19 protein-coding genes are annotated in these 23052 nt (G+C 70.2%); 10 read left to right on the top strand and 9 right to left on the bottom strand.

The genetic code is table 11. From position 1 onward, the window contains the following. The first annotated feature begins 81 nt into the window (after positions 1-81). The 5 genes from cyoE (at position 82) to BLP83_RS12925 (ending at position 3353) form a co-directional block, all read left to right on the top strand. Positions 82-990, top strand: a complete 909-nt coding sequence (cyoE, locus tag BLP83_RS12905; protein ID WP_091243494.1) for a heme o synthase — start codon at positions 82-84, stop codon at positions 988-990. A gap of 178 nt (positions 991-1168) precedes the next feature. Beyond that, positions 1169-1633 carry a peptide-methionine (R)-S-oxide reductase MsrB gene (gene msrB, locus BLP83_RS12910; protein WP_091243497.1) on the top strand — a complete coding sequence of 155 codons (465 nt, stop codon included), beginning with the start codon at positions 1169-1171 and terminating at the stop codon, positions 1631-1633. Further along, positions 1630-2130, top strand: a complete 501-nt coding sequence (msrA, locus tag BLP83_RS12915) for a peptide-methionine (S)-S-oxide reductase MsrA (protein WP_091243499.1) — start codon at positions 1630-1632, stop codon at positions 2128-2130. Before msrB ends, msrA begins: the two co-directional genes overlap by 4 nt. Before the next feature lie 108 nt (positions 2131-2238). Continuing rightward, positions 2239-2673: an MbcA/ParS/Xre antitoxin family protein gene (locus BLP83_RS12920; RefSeq protein ID WP_245680040.1), complete on the top strand. Its 435-nt coding sequence runs from the start codon at positions 2239-2241 to the stop codon at positions 2671-2673. Then, positions 2670-3353 carry an RES family NAD+ phosphorylase gene (locus BLP83_RS12925; RefSeq protein ID WP_091243501.1) on the top strand — a complete coding sequence of 228 codons (684 nt, stop codon included), beginning with the start codon at positions 2670-2672 and terminating at the stop codon, positions 3351-3353. Before BLP83_RS12920 ends, BLP83_RS12925 begins: the two co-directional genes overlap by 4 nt. Before the next feature lie 12 nt (positions 3354-3365). Here BLP83_RS12925 and BLP83_RS12930 read toward each other — a convergent pair whose 3' ends face one another. Both BLP83_RS12930 and BLP83_RS12935 read right to left on the bottom strand, forming a co-directional pair. Continuing rightward, positions 3366-5798, bottom strand: a complete 2433-nt coding sequence (locus BLP83_RS12930; RefSeq protein ID WP_176764189.1) for an ABC transporter permease — start codon at positions 5796-5798, stop codon at positions 3366-3368. 718 nt (positions 5799-6516) lie between these two features. Beyond that, positions 6517-7053 carry a DUF3224 domain-containing protein gene (locus BLP83_RS12935; RefSeq protein WP_218121251.1) on the bottom strand — a complete coding sequence of 179 codons (537 nt, stop codon included), beginning with the start codon at positions 7051-7053 and terminating at the stop codon, positions 6517-6519. A 130-nt stretch (positions 7054-7183) separates the two neighbouring features. Here BLP83_RS12935 and BLP83_RS12940 point away from each other — a divergent pair, with 130 nt between their 5' ends. Beyond that, entirely contained in the window at positions 7184-7975 is a 792-nt protein-coding gene (locus BLP83_RS12940; protein ID WP_176764190.1) for a helix-turn-helix domain-containing protein, read from the top strand. Positions 7976-8272: 297 nt separating this feature from the next. Here the strand turns inward: BLP83_RS12940 and BLP83_RS12945 are convergent, their stop codons facing one another. Beyond that, positions 8273-9034, bottom strand: a complete 762-nt coding sequence (locus BLP83_RS12945) for an SDR family oxidoreductase (protein ID WP_091243510.1) — start codon at positions 9032-9034, stop codon at positions 8273-8275. A gap of 225 nt (positions 9035-9259) precedes the next feature. Here BLP83_RS12945 and BLP83_RS12950 point away from each other — a divergent pair, with 225 nt between their 5' ends. Further along, on the top strand, positions 9260-11593 hold the full coding sequence (locus BLP83_RS12950) for a protein kinase domain-containing protein (protein ID WP_091243513.1): 2334 nt from the start codon (positions 9260-9262) through the stop codon (positions 11591-11593). Positions 11594-11754: 161 nt separating this feature from the next. Here BLP83_RS12950 and BLP83_RS12955 read toward each other — a convergent pair whose 3' ends face one another. Further along, positions 11755-12447, bottom strand: a complete 693-nt coding sequence (locus BLP83_RS12955; RefSeq protein ID WP_091243515.1) for an aspartate/glutamate racemase family protein — start codon at positions 12445-12447, stop codon at positions 11755-11757. A gap of 478 nt (positions 12448-12925) precedes the next feature. Here BLP83_RS12955 and BLP83_RS12960 point away from each other — a divergent pair, with 478 nt between their 5' ends. The 3 genes from BLP83_RS12960 to truD all read left to right on the top strand — a co-directional run bounded on the left by BLP83_RS12960 (position 12926) and on the right by truD (position 15210). Then, positions 12926-13603, top strand: coding sequence for an SOS response-associated peptidase (locus tag BLP83_RS12960; RefSeq protein WP_091243517.1), 678 nt, complete (start codon positions 12926-12928; stop codon positions 13601-13603). Positions 13604-13690: 87 nt separating this feature from the next. Next, positions 13691-14173 (top strand): 2-C-methyl-D-erythritol 2,4-cyclodiphosphate synthase, encoded by a 483-nt coding sequence (gene ispF, locus BLP83_RS12965; protein ID WP_091243520.1) that lies wholly within the window; start codon positions 13691-13693, stop codon positions 14171-14173. After that, positions 14170-15210, top strand: a complete 1041-nt coding sequence (gene truD / locus BLP83_RS12970; RefSeq protein ID WP_091243525.1) for a tRNA pseudouridine(13) synthase TruD — start codon at positions 14170-14172, stop codon at positions 15208-15210. Before ispF ends, truD begins: the two co-directional genes overlap by 4 nt. 318 nt (positions 15211-15528) lie before the next feature. Here truD and BLP83_RS12975 read toward each other — a convergent pair whose 3' ends face one another. The 5 genes from BLP83_RS12975 to BLP83_RS12995 all read right to left on the bottom strand — a co-directional run bounded on the left by BLP83_RS12975 (position 15529) and on the right by BLP83_RS12995 (position 22952). Further along, on the bottom strand, positions 15529-17007 hold the full coding sequence (locus BLP83_RS12975; RefSeq protein WP_091243528.1) for an amidohydrolase family protein: 1479 nt from the start codon (positions 17005-17007) through the stop codon (positions 15529-15531). A 284-nt stretch (positions 17008-17291) separates the two neighbouring features. After that, positions 17292-17831 carry a poly-beta-1,6-N-acetyl-D-glucosamine biosynthesis protein PgaD gene (gene pgaD / locus BLP83_RS12980; protein ID WP_091243530.1) on the bottom strand — a complete coding sequence of 180 codons (540 nt, stop codon included), beginning with the start codon at positions 17829-17831 and terminating at the stop codon, positions 17292-17294. 8 nt (positions 17832-17839) lie between these two features. Further along, on the bottom strand, positions 17840-19102 hold the full coding sequence (pgaC, locus tag BLP83_RS12985) for a poly-beta-1,6-N-acetyl-D-glucosamine synthase (protein WP_091243532.1): 1263 nt from the start codon (positions 19100-19102) through the stop codon (positions 17840-17842). Further along, positions 19099-20892 carry a poly-beta-1,6-N-acetyl-D-glucosamine N-deacetylase PgaB gene (gene pgaB, locus BLP83_RS12990; RefSeq protein WP_091243535.1) on the bottom strand — a complete coding sequence of 598 codons (1794 nt, stop codon included), beginning with the start codon at positions 20890-20892 and terminating at the stop codon, positions 19099-19101. Before pgaB ends, pgaC begins: the two co-directional genes overlap by 4 nt. Continuing rightward, positions 20889-22952: a tetratricopeptide repeat protein gene (locus BLP83_RS12995; protein ID WP_176764192.1), complete on the bottom strand. Its 2064-nt coding sequence runs from the start codon at positions 22950-22952 to the stop codon at positions 20889-20891. The genes pgaB and BLP83_RS12995 overlap by 4 nt, the downstream gene beginning before the upstream one ends. Between the last annotated feature and the right edge of the window lie 100 nt (positions 22953-23052).

Genomic DNA, 23052 nt, shown 5'->3' on the forward strand with positions numbered 1-23052 from the left:
CATCTCGTTTTGCTGTTTCCACCCGGCCCGGACCCGCCTTGGCTTGCAGCCAGGGCGGCCGGGCCTCAGGCTTTGCACCGCATGACTTCCGCTTTCCGCCAGTACTGGCCGCTGACCAAACCCAAGGTCGTGGCCCTGATCGTGTTCACCGCCTTCGTCGGCATGCTGCTGGCCGTGCCCGGCCTGCCGCCCTGGCAGGCCTTGATCTTCGGCAACCTCGGCATCTGGCTGGCGGCGGCCTCGGCGGCGGCGATCAACCACCTGATCGACCAGCGCATCGATGCGGTGATGGCGCGCACCCAGCACCGCCCGCTGCCTTCGGGTGAGTTGGTGGGCTGGCAGGTACTGGCCTTCGCCCTGGCCCTGGGCGCGGCCTCGATGCTGGTGCTGGTGCTGTTCGTCAACGTGCTCACCGCCCTGCTGACCTTCGCCTCGCTGATCGGCTACGCGGTGGTGTACACGGCCTACCTCAAGCGAGCGACCCCGCAGAACATCGTGATCGGCGGCGCGGCGGGCGCAGCCCCGCCGGTGCTCGGCTGGGCCGCGGCCACGGGTGAGGTGCATCCCTATGCCCTGCTGCTGTTCCTGATCATCTTCATCTGGACGCCGCCTCACTTCTGGGCGCTGGCGATCTTCCGCCGCGACGACTACGCGCGGGCGGGTGTGCCCATGCTGCCGGTCACCCATGGCGTCGAGTACACGCGGGTGCAGGTGCTGCTCTACACCCTGTTGCTGATCGCCGCGACGCTGTTGCCCTGGGTCACCGGCATGAGCGGCAGCTTCTACGTGGGGGGCGCGCTGGTGCTGAACGCGGTGTTCCTGTACTACGCCCTGCGCCTGCTGAACCCGCCGTCGGAGCGCTTCGCGATGGAGGTGTTCAACTATTCCATCGTTTACCTGATGGCCTTGTTCGCCTTCCTGCTGCTGGATCACTACCTGGATACCGGCCCGGCGATTGCCAACGCCCTGTATTTCGAACCCGTGGCTTGAGAGCCGGGATTCGGGAGCGACGCGGCGCGCTTGCGGACCACCGGTCCGTGCGCCGATGAGCGCCCGAGCGCTGCGCGCGGGGGCCGGGGTTCGCTGGACAGCCTGAGGGGCAATCACGTCGTCTCGCGGCACACTCCTTAGGCTTGCGCTCCATCGAAAGGCGCTCAGGAGTCGATCCATGTCCAATGCCGTTGCCACACCTACCTGGAACCAGGTCCTGACCTGGGCCCGCCGCGGGAATCCCCCGCCGCCGCGTCGCGTTGACCTTAGCGAAGACGAGTGGCGCGAGCGCTTGTCGCCCGAGCAGTTCCGCGTGCTGCGCCAGCACGGTACCGAGCGCGCTTTCTCGTCAGGGATATGCAGCCTGTTCGAGCCCGGTCGCTACGCTTGTGCCGGCTGCGGCACCCTGCTGTTCGATGCCAGCAGCAAGTTCGAAAGCCATTCCGGCTGGCCCAGTTTCACCGCGCCGGTGATCGAGGGCGTCGTCGCCTACGTTGAAGACCTCAGCCACGGCATGCACCGCATCGAAACCCTGTGCGCGGTCTGCGATGGCCACCTGGGGCACGTGTTCCCGGACGGCCCGCCGCCCACTGGCCTGCGCTATTGCATCAACGCGGTGGCCCTGACAAAGGAGCACGCATGAACACGTCCACGACCGAAACCGCGATCCTCGCGGGTGGCTGCTTCTGGGGCATGCAGGAGCTGATCCGCGCCCTGCCCGGGGTGATCCGCACCCGCGTCGGCTACACCGGCGGCGATGTGCCGAACGCCACCTACCGCAACCATGGCACGCACGCTGAGGGCATCGAGATCGTGTTCGATCCGGCGATCTTCAGCTATCGCCAGCTGCTCGAGTTCTTCTTCCAGATCCACGACCCGACCACGCTCAATCGCCAGGGCAATGACCGCGGCCTGTCCTACCGCTCGGGCATCTACCCGCTGGACGAGCGCCAGCACGCGATCGCGCTTGAGACCATCGCCGCCGTCGATGCCTCCGGCCGCTGGCCGGGCAAGGTCGTCACCGAGGTCAAACCCGCCGGCCCCTTCTGGGAGGCCGAGCCCGAGCACCAGGACTACCTGCAGAAGTATCCGAGCGGCTACACCTGCCACTGGGTGCGGCCGGAGTGGGTGTTGCCCTGAGTTCGCGATGGTGAACGCGGGGGGCGCGGCGCAGCTCTCTGACCAGGGCTTGTCTTGGGTTTGGATCAGGATCAGACTGGCGCTCAAGTCCAGATCGAGACTAAAGCCGTGACCGCTATCCACTCCAGAAACCCCAGCCGTGTCGCGGAAACCCGCGCCGCGCCGGAATCGGCTCGGTCACTGGAAGACCTCGCCGGACCCGGCCTGCGCACCTTCTTCAACATCGCCCAGCGCTGGGGCCTGGACACGCGGCAGGAACAGGTGCTGCTCGGCTCGCCGGCGCGCTCGACCTTCTTCCGCTGGAAGCGCGGCGACATCGGCATCGTCCCGCATGATCTGATCGAGCGCCTGAGCTACCTGCTCGGCATCTACAAGGCCCTGCAGGTGCTGCTGCCAGTGCCCGAGCGAGCCGATGCCTGGGTCAAGCGGCCGAACACCGCCTCGCCCTTCGGCGGGCAAACACCGCTGGAGCACATGCTGGGCGGGCAGGTGGTCGACCTGTATCGGGTGCGCCAGTACCTCGACGCCGAGCGCGGCGGATGAGGCGCAGCGATCCCGCGACTCCGCCCTTGGCGGCGGTGGTCTGGCGGCCCAGCCATCGCATCGTGCCCTCGATCTTTCCGCCGCGCGGGCTGTTCGACGCGGTCGCCGATCCGGCCGACCTCGATGCCGTGTTCGCGCTCGAAGCCCTGACCAACGACCGCCTGCGCGAGCAGCTCGGCCATCTGCGCCGCATCCCGCCCGAGCGACGGGTCAGCGGGCCGGGCACCACGCCGGTGATGAGTGCTTTCACCCACGTGCATCCTGACGGTGGACGCTTCTCGACGGCCAAGTTCGGCGCCTACTACGCAGCGCGCGAGCTGCCCACCGCCATTGCCGAAACCGTCTACCACCGCGAGCGCTTCCTGCGCGCCTCGAAGGAACCGCCGATCGACCTGCAGATGCGCAGCTACCAGGGCAACATCCGCGCCGACCTGCACGATGTGCGAGGCGGCGACTGGCCGCGCCTGCACGACCCGTACAGCTACGCCATCAGCCAGGCCTTCGCGACCCGCCTGCGCGACAAGGGCAGCGAGGGCATCGTCTTCGACAGCGTGCGCAAGCCCGGCGGCCAATGCGTGGCCCTGTTCTACCCCGACCTGATCGGCCCGGTGAAGCAGGGGCCGCATCTGCTGTATCGCTGGGATGGTGCGCGCATCGAGGCCTTCATCCAGGCCGGCTGATGCACGGCCGGCTCAGGGCCCGCGCAGGGCGAGCGTGGGCGGAATCGAGGCGGCACGCAGGGCCGGCAGCAGGCTGGCAATGAGGCTTACCGCGGCCAACAGGCCCAGGCTCAAGGCGATCGAAGGCAGTGCAGGCGCCGGCAGATCTGTCGCCACGGACGGCAGCACGAAGGCTGCGAGGGCGATCACGGCCGTGCCCAACAGCGCACCACCCGCAAGCAGCAGCAGCCCATTCGCCAGCACGCGCGAAACCACCTGGATGCCGCGTGCGCCCACCGCCATCCGCAGCCCGATCTCGCGACGCCGCAGGCTGACGCCGTAGCTCAACACGCCGAAGCAGCCCAGGCCGGCCAGGGCCAGCGCTGCCAGCGAAAAGAAGGAGGCCAGCGCCGCCGGCAGCGATTGGCGCAGCAGGGTGGCTTCCACGCGGGCCTGCATCGGCTCGATGCGATCGGCCGCCAGCGTGGGATCCGCCTCCAGCAGCAGGGCACGTAGCGCGGCGAGGCCGTTGCGTTCATCGCCACGCGTTCGCGCCGAGACGAAGACCTCCGCATGGGCCAGGAAGGGGTAGGGGAAATAGACCACGCCGTTGCGCGTGTCCTCGCCCAGCTCGGTCTGCTTGACCGCGCGCACCACGCCGACCACGGTGAAGGCCTCGCTGGCCGCGCCTGCATCCGGTCCATCGAACAGACGCTGTCCGATTGCCCGGCCCTGCGGCCAGTACTGGCGGGCGAAATCCTCGTCAACCACGACATGGCGCGAGCTGCCCCGCAGGTCGGCCGCGCTCAGCGTGCGCCCTTCCACCAGGTCAATGCCCATGGCGCGGAAGTAATCGGTGTTCACGCCATAGCGGAAGTGCAGCAGCGGCGAGACGCCCGGCTGCGGCGTGAAACCGACGACGTGCAGGGACTGCATGTCATTGACGCCGCTGCGTCCGCGTACCGGCACATTGGTGCTGAAGCCGAGCGCATCGAGGCCTGGACCTGCGCGTTCGGCGAGGCGTTCGGCGAAGGCCAGGCGCGCGGCGCCATCGGGGTACTGCGACGCGGGGAGCGAGAGCTCGGCGACGATCACGCCGCGCGGATCGAAGCCCGGGTCGGTCTGCAGCGCCGAGCGCAGACCGAGGCTCATGGCGGCGGCGCCGGTCAGCAGGATGAAGGCGGCCGCGATCTGCAGCGCACCGAAGCCATGGCGCAGGCGCTGCGCGCGCGGTGACTCGCTGCGGCTGGACATCGCCGCCGCGGCGCGGCCGCGAAGGGCGCCGCGCTGGGCGAGTGCGATCGGCAAGCTCAGCACCGCGGCCAGTACCGGCACCAGCAGGCCGGCCAGCGCCATCACCGGCCACGACGCCTCGACGCCGGCGGCGAGCGGCAGCGCCTCGGCCGCGTAATGCGCGAGCGCGAGCAGCCCGAAGCGCGCCAGCACGACACCGGGGCCGATGCCGGCGGCACAGAGCAGGAGATTCTCGAGTGCGATGGGCGTGAGCAGATCGCGCTGACGTGCGCCCAAGGCGTGTTGCACCGCCTGCTCGGCGGTGCGTGCGCTGTGTCGAACCAGCAGCAGGTTGACCAGATTGAACAGGCCGACCAGCAGCAGACAGCCCGCGCCGGCCTGCAGCCAGAGCAGCAGCGGACGCACCGCGGCCACATGATCGGCATGCAGCCCGGCGACATGCAGGCGGAAGCCCGCCGCGGCGACCTGCTCGGCCCAGGGATAGCCCTGGGAATCCGCCTCGTAGTGCGCCTGCAACTGTGCCAGCGCCTGCTCCACGCTGGCCCCTGGCGCCAGACGCGCGATCATCTCCGCGTGCACACCGTGGAGCGCGTTCAGCGCCCGCTGCTCCGCGTTCGAGACCAGCGGCAGGAACAGATCCGCGCGCTGCGACAGAAAGTGGAAGCCCGCGGGCAGCACGCCAGTGATCTGATACGAACGGCCGCCAAGACGCAGCTCGCGACCTATGGGGTGCGCCGCACCCTGCAGGTGATCGCGCCAGAACGCGTGCGTGACGACGACCTGCCGTGGGCCGCCCGGCTCCATCGCCGCCGCATCGAAGACCCGCCCCATGGCCAGGTCGACGCCGAGGGTGTCGAAGAAGTCCGGCGTGATGTACAGCACGCCCATGCGGCTGACGGCACCCGGCTCGCCCTGCGTTTCCACGCCAGGACGATAGCTGGACACCGCGCTGAACGCCGGGATGGATTCGCGCCGGCTGAAGTAATCGCGCACCGAGGCTGGATTGCGCGGCAGGCCGGCGTTCGGATAGCTGTTGTAGACCGTCACCAGGCGCTCAGCCTCGGGAAAAGGCAGCGGTTTCAACAGCACCGAATGCACGATGGCGAAGAGCATCAGGTTGGCGGCGCAGCACACCGCGAGGCTGGCAAGGGCGACGAGGCTGAATCCGGGCGCTCGCGACAGGCGACGCAGGGCGAGCTGAAGGGCTTTCATGGGGCAGGTTCCGGTGGCGGCGGTGCGCTCCATGCGCGCCGCTTTCATTCTGCAGTGCTCAGCAAGGAGCGTGCCCATGCGGTGATTCCCGCCGCCCAGCCAAATCTGGATCTCCAGATTCGGCGCTCGTGGAAGTCACCTTGCAGAGAAGAAAACCGAGCAGCAAAGGGCCCTCTGTTGTCGTTTGGTGTAGCAAAACCGCCTCTGCGAACAGAGAGCCAACCGCTGCCGCTTTGCGATCATGCCGTCTGTCGCGTCGTCCGCTTCCGGACGCCAGTGTTCGGAAGCGGACGCACAGGCCCCCGCCCTCGCAGGGTGGCGTCCGTGGAGTTGCACGGTGCGGGTCAGGCGACGTCTGATGCGTCTCCCGGAATCCCATGGCAGCCCGCGGCGGATCCGCAGCTCTTGCAGAGTTCCCCGATGCGTTACCCGCGCCAAGGGTCTTCCTGCAAAGGCAGGGGTGGAGAGCCCGAGTCCAGGGCCAAGCCGCACGCCCGAGCATTTGCGGGGTGCAGGCTCTTTGCGGGGCAACGTTCATTCGGGTTGCACGCGATCTGCTTCTGAGTCGGCACGCTTCGAAAGTCGATGCAGCCGTGCCTGACTCTGGGCGCACTGGACGATCAGTGATCCTCTGGAGACTCGCTTTCCTCGCCCAGCACAGGTGGGCGCGGGCTGCGAACGAGACCCGCCCCAATCGATCGATCCCGTTGCCATCGCCCTACTGGGTCGGCAGGCTGTACTCGAAGTCGTAGAAGTGCGCGCCGTCCTCGATGCGGATGCCCATGCGTCCGCGCAGGCCGGCGAGTTCGCCCTCCGCCGAGTCGGGAATCACCTCGATCGAGAGTTGGCGCGTCTCTCCCCACATCAGTCCGTTGTGCTGCAGCACGAAGCTGCCGCTGCGGCCGTCCAAGGTGCCGCGCACGCGCTCGATCGCCACATAGCCCGCCGAGCCGGCGATGGTGGCGTGATGCGCCGTCATCAGGCCCTTGGCCTCGGCGGTCAGCGCCCCTTCGTAGCGCTTGTCCAATCGGAAACTTGCGATGCCCTCGGCATCGAGCTCGCCGGGCTCGGGCGTCAGCTTCACTTCGAAGCGGCCGCTGATGGTCTTCATTTCGGAATCCTTGAGGGGGCGGTCGGCAGCGCGTGCGGGCATCGCTGCGCCGGCGCAGAGCATCACGGCCAGGGCTGAGGCACGCATGGCGAAGCGGAAGGCATCGTCGGCAGAGAAAGTGCGGGAGCCATCGGGCTGTCGCATGATGATCGTCCATGGCAGGGCGCGCAGCGCGCGGGGCAGGGCAGGGATGCAGCGAGGCCATTCAAACAGAGCCGTGCGTGACCCGCTTGAACAAACGCGACAACCCACGGGGGGCTTGGGCCTGCGGCCCGTGCGCGGGGTCGCCACGCCGCTTCCGCCGGGCGAGTTCACCCATCTGCGGCGGGCGCCCTCAGCTGCCCTGCAGCCCTTTGTCGAGCATCTGTGGTGTGTGCAGTGGCGACTGCCTGCAGGCGCCGCCCAGCGCGTCGCCACCGTGCCCCACCCCTGCGTGCACTGGACCTTCGAAGCGGACACCAGCACGCTCACCGGGCCCCATAAGCGCCTGTGGCAGCGCGATCTCGCGCCGCAGGGTGAAGTGCTGGGCATCAAGTTCCGTCCCGAAGGCTTCCGCGCCTACTGGGGTGCGCCCGTCTCCGGCCTGCGCGATCTGATCCAGCCGGCGAGGGCGTTGCCGGCGCTCGCCTTCGCGCGTGAACTGGGCCCGCGCCTGTTCGGTGAACTCGCGGGCGGGAGTCTGGACACGCGCTTCGACGCGATCGAAGGGACGCTTGAGCGCGCGCTGCCCAGGCTGGCGCAGGAGCAACTTCAGCTCGCCGTCCTGATCGACACCGCGCGCGATGATCGCGAACTGCTGCGCGCCGATGCCTGGGCGGAACGTGCTGCCCTCAGCCTGCGCCAACTGCAGCGCCTTCTGGCCGACTGGGTCGGCGCGAGCCCCAAGTGGATTCTCGCCCGCTACCGCCTGCACGAAGCCCTGCACCGACTCCAGCAGCAGCCCGCACCGCGTTTAACCGACCTGGCCGCGGACACCGGATTCGCCGACGCCGCCCACTTCAGCCGCAGCTTCCGCAGCGTGCTGGGCCTGAGCCCGCAGCAGTACGCGCGGCTGTGGTTGAGCTGAGCGCAGCGCTGGCTTCGCGTCGAGCGCGGACCCCGCAGGGCTTCAGAAGCGCCCCAGCCTCAAGCCCCTCTCCTCTCGCGGGAGAGGGGGTGGGTAGAGGGGGCAGCGTCCCTCAACGCTCCAAAGGCGCCCCAGCTTCAAGCCCCTCTCCCCTTGTGGGAGAGGGGTTGGGGAGAGGGGGCAGCATCCGTCAGCGCTCCAAAAGCGCCCCGCTTGAAGCCCCTCTCCCCTCGCGGGAGAGAGCTTGGGGAGAGGGGGAGCACACAGCGCCACCCGCGCCCAGCGCGATCTGTGTCCTCACTTCGGCGCCAGACGAATCGCCCCATCGACCCGGATGACCGAGCCGTTCATGTAGCTGTTCTGCAGGATGAAGGCGATGGCATCGGCGAATTCGTCCGGCCGGCCGAGACGGGACGGGAAGGGCACCTGCGCGCACAGCGAGGCATAGACCTGCTCCGGCATGCCATCGACCATCGGCGTGTGGAACACACCCGGCGCCACCGTCATCACGCGGATGCCGACGCGAGCGAACTCGCGTGCCATCGGCAGGGTCATGCCGACCACGCCGCCCTTGCTGGCCGAGTAGGCGGCTTGGCCGATCTGGCCCTCATAGGCGGCGATCGAGGCGGTGTTGATGATCACGCCACGCTCGCCCTCGGCATTGGGCTCGTTCGTTTGCATCAGCGCAGCGGCCGCCTTGGCGACGTTGAAGCTGCCGATCAGGTTGACCCGCACCGTGGTCTCGAACTGCGACAGCGGCATCGGACCGTCCTTGCCGAGCACGCGGCCTGCGCCGAGGATGCCGGCGCAGTTGATCGCCGCATTCAGCCCGCCCAGCGCCTCGCGCGCCGCCGCCACCTGCGTGCTGATATCCGCCTCGTTGCTGACATCGGCGCGGAAGAAGTGCGCGCCCAGTTCGGCGGCCGCGGCCTGGCCGCGCTCTTCGCTCAAATCGAACAGCGCCAGCCTGGCACCCTGAGCCGCCAGATGGCGGGCGGCGGCAAGGCCGAGACCGCTGGCGCCGCCGGTGACGATGGCGCGGACGTCGTTGAGCTGCATGGGGGTTCCTCGTGGGTGGAAAGGGCGCAGATTGTAGGCGGGGCGCTGCGCCCGTGCCGGCTGGCGCCCATGCTCCATACGCCGGCGTGTGATCCGGGCCTGGCGCGGGTGCGTGGGGCGCCGGGCGAGGCGCCGGACCCGGGCGGCTGTCCAAACTGCGCAGCCCGGTGAACTTTTGCAACGGCAACCCGCGTATCCTCGCCGCCAGTCTGTCCACTGCCTCCCATGGCCACCCCTACGCCCACGCCCGATCTCTCGCCCGACGAGTTGTCCGAGTTGTTGTCGGCCTACATGCCCGACATCCCCGGCTACCGCGTGCTGCGCCGCCTGGGGCAGGGCGGCATGTCCTATGTCTACCTCGGCGTGCAGGAGTCTTTGGACCGGCAGGTGGCGATCAAGGTCATCGCGCCGACCGCGCTGAAGGACGAGATCAGCAAGCTGCGCTTCGAGCGCGAGGCACGCACCATCGCCAAGCTGCAGCATCCCGCCATCGTCAGCATCCACGACGTCGGCCGCACCGAACTCGGCCTGCTCTACTACGTCATGCCCTTCCTGCCGCGCGGGCACCTGGGCCAGCGCGAGCTGACCGAGGACGAACCTCGCCTGATCGCCATCCTGCGCGCCCTGCTGTGGGGGCTCGACTACGCCCACGAGCGCGGCGTGGTGCATCGGGACATCAAGTCCGAGAACGTGCTGTTCGACAACGTCGATCGCCCGCTGCTGACCGACTTCGGCATCGCCATGCATCGCGGCGACCGCAGCCGGGTCACCGACGGCGGTTTTGCGCTGGGCAGCGCCACGCACATGGCGCCGGAGCAGGCGCGCGGGGAAAAGGTCGACGGCCGGGCCGACCTCTACAGCATTGGTGTGCTGGCCTACGACAAGTTGATCGGCGAGCTGCCCTTCCAGGCGGAAGGGCCGCTGCAGATGGCGGTGCGCCATTCCGTCGATCCGATCCCGCGCCTGCCACCGCACAAGGCGCACTGGCAGGCCTTCATCGACCGCGCCCTGGCGAAGATGCCGGACGCCCGCTTCGGCAGCGCCCAGGAAATGATGGCCGCGCTCGATCGCATCGAGCAGGCGCGGCTGGAGGCCGGTGCGCCCGCACTGCCGCCGGACGAGACCATCACCGCACCCCGCGCCGCGCTGCCGGCGGCCCCCAAGCGTGCGATCAACCCGCTGTTCGTCGCGAGTGCCGCCCTCGTGGTGCTGGTGCTGGCCCTGGTCGTGGCCTGGCAGGCCTGGAACCAGCGCGGCAGTACCGCGGCGGTGGTCGACGCCATCGAGGCGATTGCCGAGCCTGCCGCCACGCCCACGCGGGCAGCTCTGCCTGCACCGGAATCTGCAGGCAGCGAGGCGCCGGCCCAAGCTCAGATCACACCCGCGACGCTGCCCGCGCAGACGCCGGCGACCGCCCTGCCGTCGGCGGGTCCCGTCGATGTCGAGGGCTTGCCGGAGCTGTCCGCCGGCGAGCCGCTGGAGGCGGCCGAGACCGCGGATGCCGGCATCGATCCCGCCATCGCCGCGCTGCCGCCGGTGCAGCAGGCCCTGCATTTCGCCGGGCTGCAGATCCGCCAGCGCCGCCTCACACAGCCGCCGGGTGCCAATGCCCACGAATCGCTGCTGCGCGCGCAGGCGCTGGGGGCCGAGGCGCGCGAGCTCTCCCGGCTGGGCGAAGCCTGGCTGGCCGCGGCGCAGCCCTACGTCGAGAAGAGTTTCGCTGCCGGCGCGGCCGAACCCGATCGCCGGCTGCACGAGGCCGCGCTGCGGCTGGCGCAGGCGCTGTCGCTGGCCGACAGCGAGGCTTGGCAAACGCTGCAGCAGGCGCCGCGCGAGTGGCTGCGCGAGCGCCTGCGCGCCGCACACACGGCCGGCGATGTCGAGGCGCTGCGCGCCGCGCGGGCACAGGCGCAGACCCTGTCGATCGCCGCGGCTGCGCTCGAGCCCGAGTGGTCGCGGGGGATCGTGCAGGCGCGCGTCGGCCAGCGGCTCGCGGGCACCCCCGCCCAGCAGCTGCTGCGCCTGCCGCAGGGCGAGCGTCCGGGCCTCGCGGGCTTCGTCGAGCCGATCAGCCGTAGCGACTACGCGCGCTTCGTGGCCGCCACCGGGCGAGCTGCCGCCAGCTGCAAGATCCGCAGTGCCGCTTTCAATCTGCGCAAGCGACGCTGGGACGCGCCGGGCTTCGACCAGGCCGCCGCGGAGCCGGTGGTCTGCGTCAGCCTGGCGGATGCCGAGGCCTACGCGCAGTGGCTGGGCCAGCAGGAAGGCCGGCGCTACCGCCTGCCCGTGGCGCAGGAGTGGCAGGGTCTGCCGGTGGCTGCGGCGGCCGAGGCCTGTCGGACCCAGCCGGCGACTTGCGCCCGCCCGGACCAGGTGCGCGAGTGGAGCGCGCCCTGCGCCGATGGCTGCGCGCGCCAACCTCTGCTGGGCTTTGGGCGTCGTGAGGCCGAACAGCCGGAGCGCGAGCGCGAGGCGGCGGTGGATCCCGCGCATGGCTACGACGATGTCGGCTTCCGTCTGGTGCGCGAGGTCAACCGCGCGGAGCTTGAGCAGCGCTAAGCCCGGGGGCGTGCCTGCGCTGGCACGCGCGCGCCGATGAGGAAACCTCTGGCCGCCGCGCGGCTTTCGCTGCGAGGAACCACCAGGATCAGTCGTCGCGGATTGGATACGCCAACGCGCCGCACGTCGCGCGTGACGGCGCCGCGCCGCTTGGCGGTGGGTCAGGCCAGGGCCCAGTCCAGCGCGGCCTCGACATGCAGCGCCGCGGTATCGAACAGCGGTGCGGGCACATCGCCGGGCCCCAGCAGAAGACCGATCTCGGTGCAGCCCAGGATCACGCCCTCGCAGCCGCGAGCCAGAAGATCCGCGCAGACCTCGCGGTACCGCGCGCGCGAACTCTCTTCGATGCGGCCCAAGCACAGCTCATCGAAGATCACCCGATCGATCCCGTCCTGCGCGGCCTCGTCCGGCACCTCAACCACGAGCCCGAAGCGCTCGTGCAGGCGCTCGCGGTAGAAAGCCTCGCGCATGGTGAAGCGGGTGCCGAGCAGGGCCACGCGCTGCAGGCCCGCAGCGCGGATGGCCGCCCCAGCGGCATCGGCGATGTGCAGAAGGGGCAGGGTGCAGCGCGCTTCGATGGCCGGCGCGACCTTGTGCATGGTGTTGGTGCACAGCAGCAGGCCTTCGGCGCCGGCGCGCTGCAGGCCGAGTGCGGCCTCGGCCAGCACCTCGCCTGCCTGCATCCAGTCGCCCGTGCGCTGCAGGGCTTCGATGCCGGCGAAGTCGACGCTGTGCAGCAGCAGCTCGGCCGAATGCAGCCCACCCAGACGTGCACGCACGCCTTCGTTGAGGGCCCGGTAGTAGAGCGCGGTGGACTCCCAGCTCATGCCGCCGATCAGGCCGAGTCTGCGCATGCGGTGTGTCTCTGCGTGGCGTGGGTCAGGCAGTGTGCCGCAGTCGACGGTGTGTTGGAGCGCGGCGCTCCGAACGGCCCCTCATCCGGCGCTGCGCGGCAGCGTCTCCCGCGGGGAGAAGGGCAGCGGGCTTCAGCGCGGCGCTTGATTCGAGGGTGCTGCCCGCACCACACCTCACACTCCAAGACACACTCGAGGACGCAGGCCACGCCACGCCACGCCATACGCCATACGCCATACGCCATACGCCATACGCCATACGACGCGCGACGCACGACTTGCGCGGGAAGAGGGAAGAGGGAAGGGGGAAGGGGGAAGAGGGAAGAGGGAAGACGCGCGAGTAACGAGGCACGGCGCTAAGCGCTCAGCGCTCGATGCCCAGCGCGCTGCGCACCGCGCAGGCAGCACCCGCAGCCGCGCTCGGCCCCGACGCCACAACGCGCTAGCCTTGTCGCCTGCCCACTGCCGAACCCGAGCCATGTGCGGTCGCTACACCAACGCCACGACCTGGGCCGAGGTCCATGCCGCGGCGACGCCGCTGCCGATGATCGAGCCGGAAGCACCGCCCGGCATCGAGCTCAACATCGCGCCGACCGCGCTGGCCTGGGTGCTGCGGCCCGATGCCGAGGGCGTGCTGCGCGCTGCGCGCCTGCGCTGGGGCTTGGTGCCGGCGTGGTCGGAGACCTCGTCAACAAAGTTCTCGTCCTTCAATGCGCGCGTTGAAAGCGTCGCCGAGAAGCCGGTGTTCCGCGGTGCCTTCCGCACGCGGCGCTGCCTGGTGCCGGCCTCGGGCTGGTACGAGTGGCGCGAGGAGGCCGGCCGCAAGGTCCCGCACCTGTTCGAGCCCGCAGCCGGCGGGGCCCTGCTGTTCGCCGGCCTGTGGGAGCGCTGGCAGCGCGGCGACGCGGCGGTCGAGAGCTTCACGATTCTCACGTGCGATGCGCGCGGGCAGGTCGCCGAGGTGCACGACCGCATGCCGGTGCTGGTCGCACACGAGCAGGCGCGGCACTGGTTGGATCTGTCCCTGCTTGAAGCCGAAGCCTTCGCACTTTCGCTGCAGACGCCTGTGCTGAAAGTCGAGCGCGGGCGAGCGCCGCCCGCTTCGCCCCGCAGGTCGCGTTCGGCACCCCTACCCGAGCAGCCTGGCCTGTTCTGAGCCTCAGCCGGGCTGCCGCGCTTGCGGTGCTGCTCGGCCTGCACCACCATCCGCGCCCCGCATCGCCCGCATTCCAAGGAAACCGCCATGTTCCGCATCGGCACCGGCTACGACGTCCACGCCTTCGGCCCCGGCGAGTTCGTGACTCTCGGCGGCGTGCGCATCGCCCATGGACGCGGCCTCGTCGCCCACTCCGATGGCGACGTGCTCATCCATGCCCTGTGCGATGCCCTGCTCGGCGCGCTGGCGCTGGGCGATATCGGCAAGCATTTCCCGCCCTCCGACGACCGCTGGAAGGGCGCGGACAGCCGCGATCTGCTGCGCGCCGTGCGGGCGATGCTGAAGGCGCGCGGCTGGGCAGTGGTGAATGTCGACAGCGTCGTGGTCTGCGAGCGGCCCAAACTGCTGCCGCACATCGAGGCCATGCGCGCGAACCTGGCGGCGGATCTCGGCATCGAAGCCGATGCCGTCAGCGTCAAGGCCACCACCAGCGAGAAGCTCGGCTTCACCGGTCGCGAGGAAGGCATCGCCGCCCAGGCCGTGGCCCTGCTGCAGAAGGCGGGCGCATGAGCGCGGTGCCGGAGCGGCCGCGTGCGCTGGGCGATGCGGTGCTGAGCGCGCGCATCCGTGAGCGGCCTGAGGATTTCCGCGTCGACGAGGTGCTGGGCTTCGCCCCCGGTGGCGGCGGTGAGCACCTGTTCGTTTGCATCGAGAAACGTCAGGCCAACACCGGCTGGATCGCCAAGCAGCTGGCCAAGTGGGCCGGTATCGCGCCGATGGGCGTGGGCTATGCGGGGCTCAAGGATCGCCACGCGGTGACCCGCCAGTGGTTCAGCCTGCACCTGCCCAAGCGCATCGCCCCGGCCACCGCGTTTGAAGACGCCGAGGCCGTGCTGATCGAACAGGCCTGGCACAACCGCAAGCTGCCGCGCGGGGCGCTGAAGGGCAACCGCTTCCACTTGCGCCTGCGCGGGGTCGACGGCGCCCGCGAGGCCATCGAACAGCGCCTCGCCGACATCGCCGCGCGCGGCGTACCCAACTACTTCGGCGCGCAGCGCTTCGGTCGCGACGGCCGCAACCTGCAGGCCGCGGAAGCGATGTTCGCCGGCCGCCGCGTCGACCGCGATGAGCGCTCGATCCTGCTGTCGTCGGCGCGCTCGGCGATCTTCAACGCCGTGCTCGCTGCGCGCGTGCAGCGCGGTGACTGGGACCGGCTGGTCGAGGGCGAGGTCTGCATGCTCGACGGCAGCCACAGCGTGTTCGGGCCCGAGCCGATCACGCCCGACCTCGTCGAGCGCGCGCAGCGCATGGACATCCATCCGACCGGGCCGCTGTGGGGCAGCGGCGCCCTGCGCTGTGCCGGCGGACTTGCCGAACTGGAGACGGACTGCGCGACGCAGTTCGAGGCGCTGCGCGCGGGACTGGAATCCGTTGACCTCAAGCAGGAGCGCCGCGCGCTGCGGCTGCCGGTGCGCGAGCTCCAGTGGCGCTTCGAGGACGCGCAGACCTTGGAGATCGCGTTCTTCCTGCCGGCCGGCGCGTTCGCGACCAGCGTGCTGGAAGCGCTGGGCGAGATCACCGATGTCGCAGGGCGGGGCGGGGAGTAGTCGCGGGCATCGCCGGCGCCGTGTGCGCTCGCGGTAGCGGGAGCGGCGTTGGAACACGCCGGCAGCTCGCTGCGGCGCGACGCGCGTGTGCTTGCCGGGTGCTCGGGAAGCTGGAGTCCATGGTGGGCCGGGGCCCACCCTATGAACCGCGTCAATAGGATGGGCCCTGGCCCACCGCAGCTCGACGCCCGCCTCGGTTGCATCACGCCACGCGCGTGGCGTCGCCAGTCGCGGCGGGCGCTCAGGCGTCTCTGAAGGCTTGCTCTCGGGGCGAAACGCGCGCCCCGTTGTCGCGGTGGATCGCGCTGATCAAAGCGGCTACCCACCCCAGGCCAGAAAGTTCATGAACTCGCGCCGCGTCTTCGGCCCGTAGGTGCGGAAGGCCGGGTCCGGCGCGTTGCGGTAGTTCGCGCGCGCGGCGGTCACGGCGTCGCCCTTGATGTGCCTATCGAGCACGTCCTGTGGCACGCGGTAGATCTTCAGCGCATTGAGCCCGAACACCTGCGCGCGCATCTCCGGTGTGATTGCCGGGTAGCCGTAGCGCTCTTGGAACTCCTCGCTGATCTGGAAGCTGCGGAAGGCCTGGATCTGGTCCTGCGGGCTGCCGTACCAGATCGAATCGGTGCCCCATAGAACATTGCCGGCGCCAAGGTGCTTGAACAGCTTGCCCAGCGCGTGCGCGGCCGAGTCCGGATCGCGCATCAGGAAGCGCCAGGTCGAGCCCAGCTCCGCGTACACGTTGCTGCCCGGCCCCAGACCCGCCGCCATCACCGAGGTGATCAGCGCATCGATGCCGTCCGTGCGCTGCGGGTCGTAGGGGCCTTCCGCTTTGTCGGTGACGAAGCCCGAGTGGTAGATGAGGAAGTTCACGTCGGGATAGCGCTTGGCGACGCGGCCGATGTCGGCGCAGGTGCTGTGCTCGTAGCTGCGCGGGCCAAACGGCAGGCCCTTGTGGATGGCGATATTGCGCACGTCGAGTCGGCGCGCTTCCTCGATCATGGCCAGGCCGACATCGTCGTCCATCCAGAAGCCGGCCGAGCCGTCCGGGCCCCACTGGGTGTAGGTCTTCCAGGCGCTGATGCCGAACTCGCGCGCCAGCCGCTCCATGTCCTCGATGTCGTGCTTCTGGTTGGGGTTGACGCGACCGTGCAGGAACAGCCGATGCGTGCCCTGCATCGTCTCGACGATGCGCGCGGTGGCGGCGGCCTCCTCGATGGTCAGCGGCTCGCCCTCGCGGGTGCTGGGCACGAAGCTCAGCACCATCAGGTCGGTGTCGGAGTCCATGAAGATGTCGCGCAGGAAGGCATCCGGCCCGAAGCACTGCAGACGGTCGAGATTGCCCGGCAGCGAGGCCGCGGCGCAGCTCTGCGCCTCGAAGCTGGCCAGCGGGCGTGCGCCCTCCGGCAGGCGCCGCGTCCAGGCCCCGGTCGGGTTCACGAAGTGGCCCTGCACATCGAAGATGAACTCGTTGCCCGCCAGCACCGACTGCGCGGCGGCTTCGTCGAGCGCGGCCTCGGTCGGCAGCGCGTAATGGCCGCCGGTCTTGCCGGTGGCGGCGAAGGCCGCGTTCATGGCCAGCAGGGTGCTGGCCGCACCGCAGGCCGAGATCATGAACTCGCGCCGCCGCAGACCCAGACGCCTCGCGTGTTTCGTGGCCTGTTCCAGGGCCAGGCGGTTCGCATACAGGTGATGCGGTGCCAGCGGCACCGGCACGAACTCGCCGTTGCTGGCGCTGTCCAGCTTGATCGGCAGGCGCAGACCCTCCGGATCCTGGTTGCTCGGTGTGCGCTTGGACATGGCGATGGCTCCGTCTGGCGGGAGCCCCATTGCCGCGCCGATCGCGCTGCAGCAGCCAGTGTCGATGGTCCCGGGTTCGCAAACCCGCCCTTCATGGGCTGGGACCTGGCCCACCATGGGCTTGACGCTGGCCCGGTGCATAGGGCGATCGAGGGGGGATGTCGACGTCAACACGTCGCGCCTATCGTCGGGACTTCGATTCCGGTTGGTCGGAGATTTCAGCCATGGGCGGGGTGGGGCCCACCCAACACGCCCGTCGGTGGACCAAGGCCCACCTTGTGGACTCACTTCATGACCCGGCGCAGCGGCTTGGGCGGCTCCAGCGTGGCGACGAAGCCCTCGGGCTCGGCCTGCTCGTTCATCTGCAGCACCACCACCGGCAGCGTCTCGAAGCTGGTGCGCAGTTCGTGCGGCAGCGAGAGCGGGGCACCGAGCGCGGCGGCGACCACGGCATCGGAGACCGGCGGGGTGGTCTTGCGGCGCTCGACGCCGGTGAAGCGCCAGCGGTTGAACTCGGCCCACAGCAGCAGCACGGCGACGCCGCCGCCGCCCAGGATCGGCAGCAGCAGGCCGGGCATGCCGTCGCCGGTCAGCAGCGGTGCGGTCAGCTCCAACCAGGCGTAGCGCAGGCCCAGGGCCCAGGCCAGGGTGGTGAGCAGGGGGGCAATCAGCCAGAAGTAGGCGGCCCAGGCGGCGCTGGTCAGCAGGTGCGAGAGCGTGCGCTGGCGCCAGCTGACCTTCTCCGGTACCACGATGAGCGGGCCGCTCGGCTTGGCCTGGTGGGCCGAGGCCGCGATCTGGGCGGCCGGGTTCAGGGTTTCCATCGGGCGGCTCACTGCACGCCCCGATCCGGGCTGACCCAGGTCGCGCGTTTGGGTTGGCCCCGAAACAGGGTCTTGGGCACCGCCACCACGGTGGTGAACAGGCTGAGCAGCCAGTAGGCGATCGGGTACCAGACCATCCAGAAGTAGTTGCGGCCGACGCCAGCCTCGTAGCGGCGGTCGATGATCATCGACACCGCGAACTGGCTCATGCAGATCAGCGCCAGCACCATGCCGTGCCAACGCGGCAGGATGCTGTCGACGTACAGCGCCGGCGGCATCGGGAACACGAGGCCCAGCGCCCACAGGATCAGGATGCCCAGCATCACGTAGGCCCAGATCACGCTGAAGAAGTACTCGGCCAGCACGCCCCACATGCGCCGCTTGCGCCAGCTGAGCAGGCTGCCGGCGTGCTTCATCAGTACCTCGACGCCGCCCTGGGCCCAGCGCAGGCGCTGTTTCCACAGGCCCTTGTAGGTCTCCGGCATCAGGATCCAGCACAGGGCATTGGGCTCGTAGCGGATGTCCCAGTGATCCAGCTGCAGGCGCCAGCTGATGTCGATGTCCTCGGTGATCATGGTTTCGTTCCAGAAACCGATGCGCTCAAGCGCGGTCTTGCGGAAGCCGGCGATCACGCCCGAGAGGGTGAAGATGCGGCCGTAGACGCGCTGGGCGCGCTTGATCATGCCGATGATCGAGCTGAACTCGCCGACCTGCAGCCGCCCCAGCAGGGTGCTGCGGTTGCGGATGCGCGGGTTGCCGGTGACCGCGCCCACGCGCGGGCCCGAGGCCAGGTGCCAGACCATCCAGCGGGTCGCCCAGGGGTCGAGCATGGCGTCGCCGTCGACGCAGATCAGGTACTCGCCGCGGGCCGCCAGCGTGCCCATGCGCAGGGCGTTGGCCTTGCCGAGGTTGCGGCTCAGGTGGATCACCCGCAGACGCGGAAAGCGCGCGGTCAGGCGGTTCAGGTGCTCGGCGGTGTCGTCGGTCGAGCCATCGTTGATCGCGATGATCTCGAAGTCGGGATAGATCTGCGCGGCGAGTGCGGAGATCGTGTCCTCGCAGTTGGGGCCCTCGTTGTGGCAGGGCACCAACAGGCTGGCAAACGGGTACTCGCCCATCTCCGGTGGCTGGTGGCGCGGCGGCTCGTGGCGCTCGCGGCGCAGGAAGTAGTAGAGCCCGCCGCTCATCCAGACGATCGACATGGTCGCCGGGTAGTAGAAGGCGAAGCCGAAGAACAGGCTCAGGAACTCGGGACTCTGCAGCCAGCTCATGGCCTGCTCCCCGCCGTGTCGCGCAGGTAGGGGAAGCGACGCGCGCTCGCCACCGCGCGGGCGGCGCGCAGGGCGGGCTGGCCGCTGATGAAGTCGTCCGGGTAGTAGGCGAGGTGGCGCACGCCGCGGGCGCGCAGCTGGCGCGCCTGGTCGACCAGCTCGGCATCGTCGATCGCGCGATCCGCCGCCCAGTCGCGGGCCTGCAGCACGAACACGGTGCGCTGGAAGCCGCGGTCCGCGGTTTCGACGCGGGCGGCGAGATCGAGCAGCCAAGCGCCTGCGTCGGCTGCGCCTTCCATGTGCGGCATCGCCATCAGCGCGACGCGGTCGTAGGCCGCCAGCATCGAGGCGTGGTCCTGGGCGAACCAGGCGCGGCTTTCGGGCTCCAGCAGCGGCCGCGCGTAGAGATTGCGGGTGGTTTCGAGACGCGGACGCTCCGCTTCGGCGGCGGCCTCCAGGGCAAGGGTGAAGTCGATCAGCGCCTTGACCCGCTGGGCCTCGTCGGGCAGCGCCTCGCGCAGCTCGTCCTCGCGCAGGAAGGCGTCGTCGTGGAAGAGCAGGCCGTCGATCGGCGCGCGCGCGGCGAGATCGGCGTAGAGCTCGCCGACGTACTGCAGCGTGCGCGGATCGGTCGGGTCGAGACGCGGGATCTCGCCGGCATTCGAGGCCGCGATGCGGCGCGGCGCGTCGGCGCCTTCGGGCCAGTGCCAGCCCAGCACCGGCAGCCAGGCGTGCACCGACACGCCGGTCTTGCGACGCAGCAGCTCGGCGACGCGCGGAAACAGCTCCGCGCGCACCGGCAGATGGCGGTTGCCGAAGTACAGCGCATCGGCGGCGCCGTCGCCGTCGGGGTCGGCAAAGGCCTGCAGCCAGACATGGGTGGGCGCGATCGCGTCGATGCGCGCGACCAGCGCGTCGAGATTGCGTTCGAGCTGGGCCGGGTCGACGTCGTAGACGGAGTCGAGGTCGACCTGCACGGCGCGGAAGGCGCGCGTGCGATGCAGCGCGAGTTCGGCGACGAAGTCGGCAAGGCTGGCCTCGCTGGCGACATCGAGGCGGCCCAGCACGGACAGGGCGTCCGACCGTGTCCGCGGACGCGACAGGTCGAAGCCCAGCGCCAGCCCCAGCGCATTCGCCTGCCGCATGCCCTGCGGTGACCAGGCGCCCTGCGGCCAGGCGATGGCGCGCGGTGCATGGGCGAGCTGGGCCTGCAGCGCGTCGACGCTGGCCTTGAGCTCGGCCTCGATACGCGCTGCGTACGCGTCCGTGGACTCCAGCGCACTGCCGTCGAAGCGGCGCCAGGCGCGCGCCGGCAGGGGCGCTGTGTCCTCAGCCTGCGACCAGCGCGTGTCCAGTGCGTGACCGGCGCTGATGAATTCGATCGAGCCTTCCTCGGCGATGCGCTTCAGCGCGGCCCAGTCGAGACGATCGCGGTCGATGCCGATGCGGGCCGTCGGCACCGCGGCCACGGCCGGCCAGCCGAAGGCGCGCAGCAGCGGCCAGACCTCGGTTTCCAGCGAGCGATGCGCGCCGTCAAAGCTGAGCAGCAGGGCGCGCTCGGGCAGAGGCGCACCGCCGCTGCGGGCCTCCAGCACCTGCTGCAGGCTGACCGGCCGATAGCCCTGATGGGCCAGCCAGTCGAAGCGAGCGGTCAGCTGCTCGCGCGACAGACGCTCGTTGCCCGCGTTGCGGTTCTCGGCCACCACGTCGGCAAAGCGCAGCACCCGCAGCTCGGCGTACGCGGGCGCCGACAGCATCAGCAGCAGAACGCTCAGGAGCAGGCGGCTCACTCGCCACCTCCCATGCGCAGCACCAGCGCCCAGCGCTCTTCGCGGCGGCCGTCGTAGACCGGCCGGCTCCAGCGCAGGCCCAGGCTGGCCTCGTGGCCGATGCGCCACTGCCAGCGCGGCATCACTTCGATGGCCGGGGTCCAGTGGCTGCCGTAGCCGTCCTGCCAGCCGCGGCTGACATCGACATCGATGCGCAGGCGCCAGGCCTCGCTGTATTCGCGGGTCAGCACGCGGTCGAGGGTGAGGCCGGCGTCGGCGCTGGCGTCGCGGCGCGGGTTGAAATACGGCGCGTCCTCGCGGCTGGCGCGGCCGGCGCCGAGGCCGAGGCGCGTGTACCACTCGCCGCGCGGCTGCGCGCGCAGCCGCTGGCGATGCGCGAGGTAAGCGCTGGTTCGCACGTTGCCGTCCTCGTAGCGCAGCTGCTCCAGGCTGAGGCCGCTGCGGCTGCGCTCATCGGAGCTGCGGGACAGGCCGAGCTGGATGCCGTCGGCGCGGATGCCGGCGGCGCGCGCCTGCAGCGAGGCGAAGGGCGCGTGGCGCCAGAGCGCGATCGAGCTGCGCCAGACATCGCTGTGGCGATAGCGCAGCCAGCCGCCCATGGTGGTCTCGCGCACGAAGTCGTCGAACGTGCGGCCGGCCTCCAGGCCGAATCCGAGCCGATCCTGCTGGCGGCTCAGGGTGAACGCGGCGCGCTGGCGCTCGATGCGCTGTCCCTGGAAATCCGCCCAGTGCACGCCGGCCAGCGCGCCCAGACGCCAGGCGTCGTCGAGCAGCGGGCCCTGCCAGTGCGCGAGCGCGCGGAACTCGGCGTTGCCGCCGGGGCCCAGCGGCCCGCTGCTGGCTTCGTCCAACAGGGTCGAACGCGCGCGCAGGGCCTCGAGGTTCCACTGCGCGCCCTGCCGGCGCTGCCAGCGCTGCTGCACGCCCTGCGCCTGCCGATGCTCGCCGTGCGTGGCGATGAAGGCGTCGAGCTTGGTGCGCGCCTCGCGCACGCGATCCAGATCCAGCAGGGCCTCGATCTCGGCGGCGCGCGGCAGCACCCAGTCGGGCGATTCGGTGATCGCCATTCGCGCGCTGAGCAGCGCCTGCTCGGCCCAGCCGCGACGGCGCTCGATGCCGGCGCGGGCTTCCAGCAGGCCGGCATCGAGTGGGGAGAGATCGCTGAGTTCGGCGATCCGCGCATGTGCGGCATGGATCTGTTCGCTGAAGTTGTCGATCAGCACGCTGTTGAGATCGACGCCGGCGTGCGCCCAGTTCGCGCGGCCTTCCGCATCGAAGGGCGGCTGCGCCCTGCGCCAGTCCGCCAGCAGGTCGCGCGCCTCGTCGTGCTTTTCCTGCTCCAGCAGGGCATAGGCGAGCAGCACGTGGGCGGTGGCCTGGGCCGGCTCGTCGGCCAGCACCGCTTCGAGCAGGGCCTGCGCGCGCGCGGGCTCGCGCTGCGCCATCAGCGAGTCGGCGACCGGCAGGCGCAGCCAAGCGGGCAGGGCGATGTCCTGCTCTGCGCGCTGCTCGAACTGGGCGATCACTTCGGCGTGGCGGCCGAGCAGCTGAAGCACCAGCAGACGGTCGTTGCGCAGGCGCTGCAGGGCGCCGGCATCGGCTGCCGCCGGCCCTGACTCCAGCGCGCTGTACTCATCGAGCAGCGCCAGCAGCAGGGCCTCACGCCGCTGCGGATCGGCCTCGAGCTGGGCCCAGTTGAGGCGGCGGGCCAGGGCGTCGAGCTCGAAGCCCAGGGCCTCGGTGGCGCTGAACAGAGCCGGCTGCGCGCGGTACTGGCGCCAGGCCTCGAGCGCCGCACCCTGCAGCTGCAGGGTCAGAGCGCGCTCGCGCAGCGCCGGCGCATGGCCCGGCCGCAACTGCAGTACCTGCGCATACAGATCGAGTGCCTGCGGCCACTCGGCCTTGCGGCGCGATTCAGTGGCGGCCGCCATCAGGGCCTCGCTTTCGATCACTCCGTGACGCAGTGCGTCACTTGTGGACTGGGCGGCTGCGGCGAGGGGGAGTGCGGCCGCAAGACTGGCCAAGCTGAAGGCAAGGATCAGCGGGGCAGGCTTCAGCAAGGGATGGGGCGCGGCTTTCAGAAAGGGCTCCGGGCAGCGGCATGCGACAGGGCCGCCGTCGCGGGCGGTAGCGCACGGAGCAGCAAAAAGTGTGCCACGC

The sequence above is a fragment of the Aquimonas voraii genome, from assembly GCF_900101825.1.
GTDB lineage: Bacteria > Pseudomonadota > Gammaproteobacteria > Xanthomonadales > Xanthomonadaceae > Aquimonas > Aquimonas voraii.

Excerpts from the sequence above, each read along its gene's own strand:
- BLP83_RS12930 (WP_176764189.1), bottom strand. The coding sequence starts at position 5,798 with ATGAAAGCCCTTCAGCTCGCCCTGCGTCGCCTGTCGCGAGCGCCCGGA.
- pgaD (WP_091243530.1), bottom strand. The coding sequence starts at position 17,831 with ATGGAAACCCTGAACCCGGCCGCCCAGATCGCGGCCTCGGCCCACCAG.
- truD (WP_091243525.1), top strand. The coding sequence starts at position 14,170 with ATGAGCGCGGTGCCGGAGCGGCCGCGTGCGCTGGGCGATGCGGTGCTG.
- BLP83_RS12950 (WP_091243513.1), top strand. The coding sequence starts at position 9,260 with ATGGCCACCCCTACGCCCACGCCCGATCTCTCGCCCGACGAGTTGTCC.
- BLP83_RS12945 (WP_091243510.1), bottom strand. The coding sequence starts at position 9,034 with ATGCAGCTCAACGACGTCCGCGCCATCGTCACCGGCGGCGCCAGCGGT.
- msrB (WP_091243497.1), top strand. The coding sequence starts at position 1,169 with ATGTCCAATGCCGTTGCCACACCTACCTGGAACCAGGTCCTGACCTGG.
- BLP83_RS12925 (WP_091243501.1), top strand. The coding sequence starts at position 2,670 with ATGAGGCGCAGCGATCCCGCGACTCCGCCCTTGGCGGCGGTGGTCTGG.
- pgaC (WP_091243532.1), bottom strand. The coding sequence starts at position 19,102 with ATGAGCTGGCTGCAGAGTCCCGAGTTCCTGAGCCTGTTCTTCGGCTTC.
- cyoE (WP_091243494.1), top strand. The coding sequence starts at position 82 with ATGACTTCCGCTTTCCGCCAGTACTGGCCGCTGACCAAACCCAAGGTC.
- BLP83_RS12975 (WP_091243528.1), bottom strand. The coding sequence starts at position 17,007 with ATGTCCAAGCGCACACCGAGCAACCAGGATCCGGAGGGTCTGCGCCTG.
- ispF (WP_091243520.1), top strand. The coding sequence starts at position 13,691 with ATGTTCCGCATCGGCACCGGCTACGACGTCCACGCCTTCGGCCCCGGC.
- BLP83_RS12955 (WP_091243515.1), bottom strand. The coding sequence starts at position 12,447 with ATGCGCAGACTCGGCCTGATCGGCGGCATGAGCTGGGAGTCCACCGCG.
- BLP83_RS12935 (WP_218121251.1), bottom strand. The coding sequence starts at position 7,053 with ATGCGACAGCCCGATGGCTCCCGCACTTTCTCTGCCGACGATGCCTTC.
- msrA (WP_091243499.1), top strand. The coding sequence starts at position 1,630 with ATGAACACGTCCACGACCGAAACCGCGATCCTCGCGGGTGGCTGCTTC.
- BLP83_RS12960 (WP_091243517.1), top strand. The coding sequence starts at position 12,926 with ATGTGCGGTCGCTACACCAACGCCACGACCTGGGCCGAGGTCCATGCC.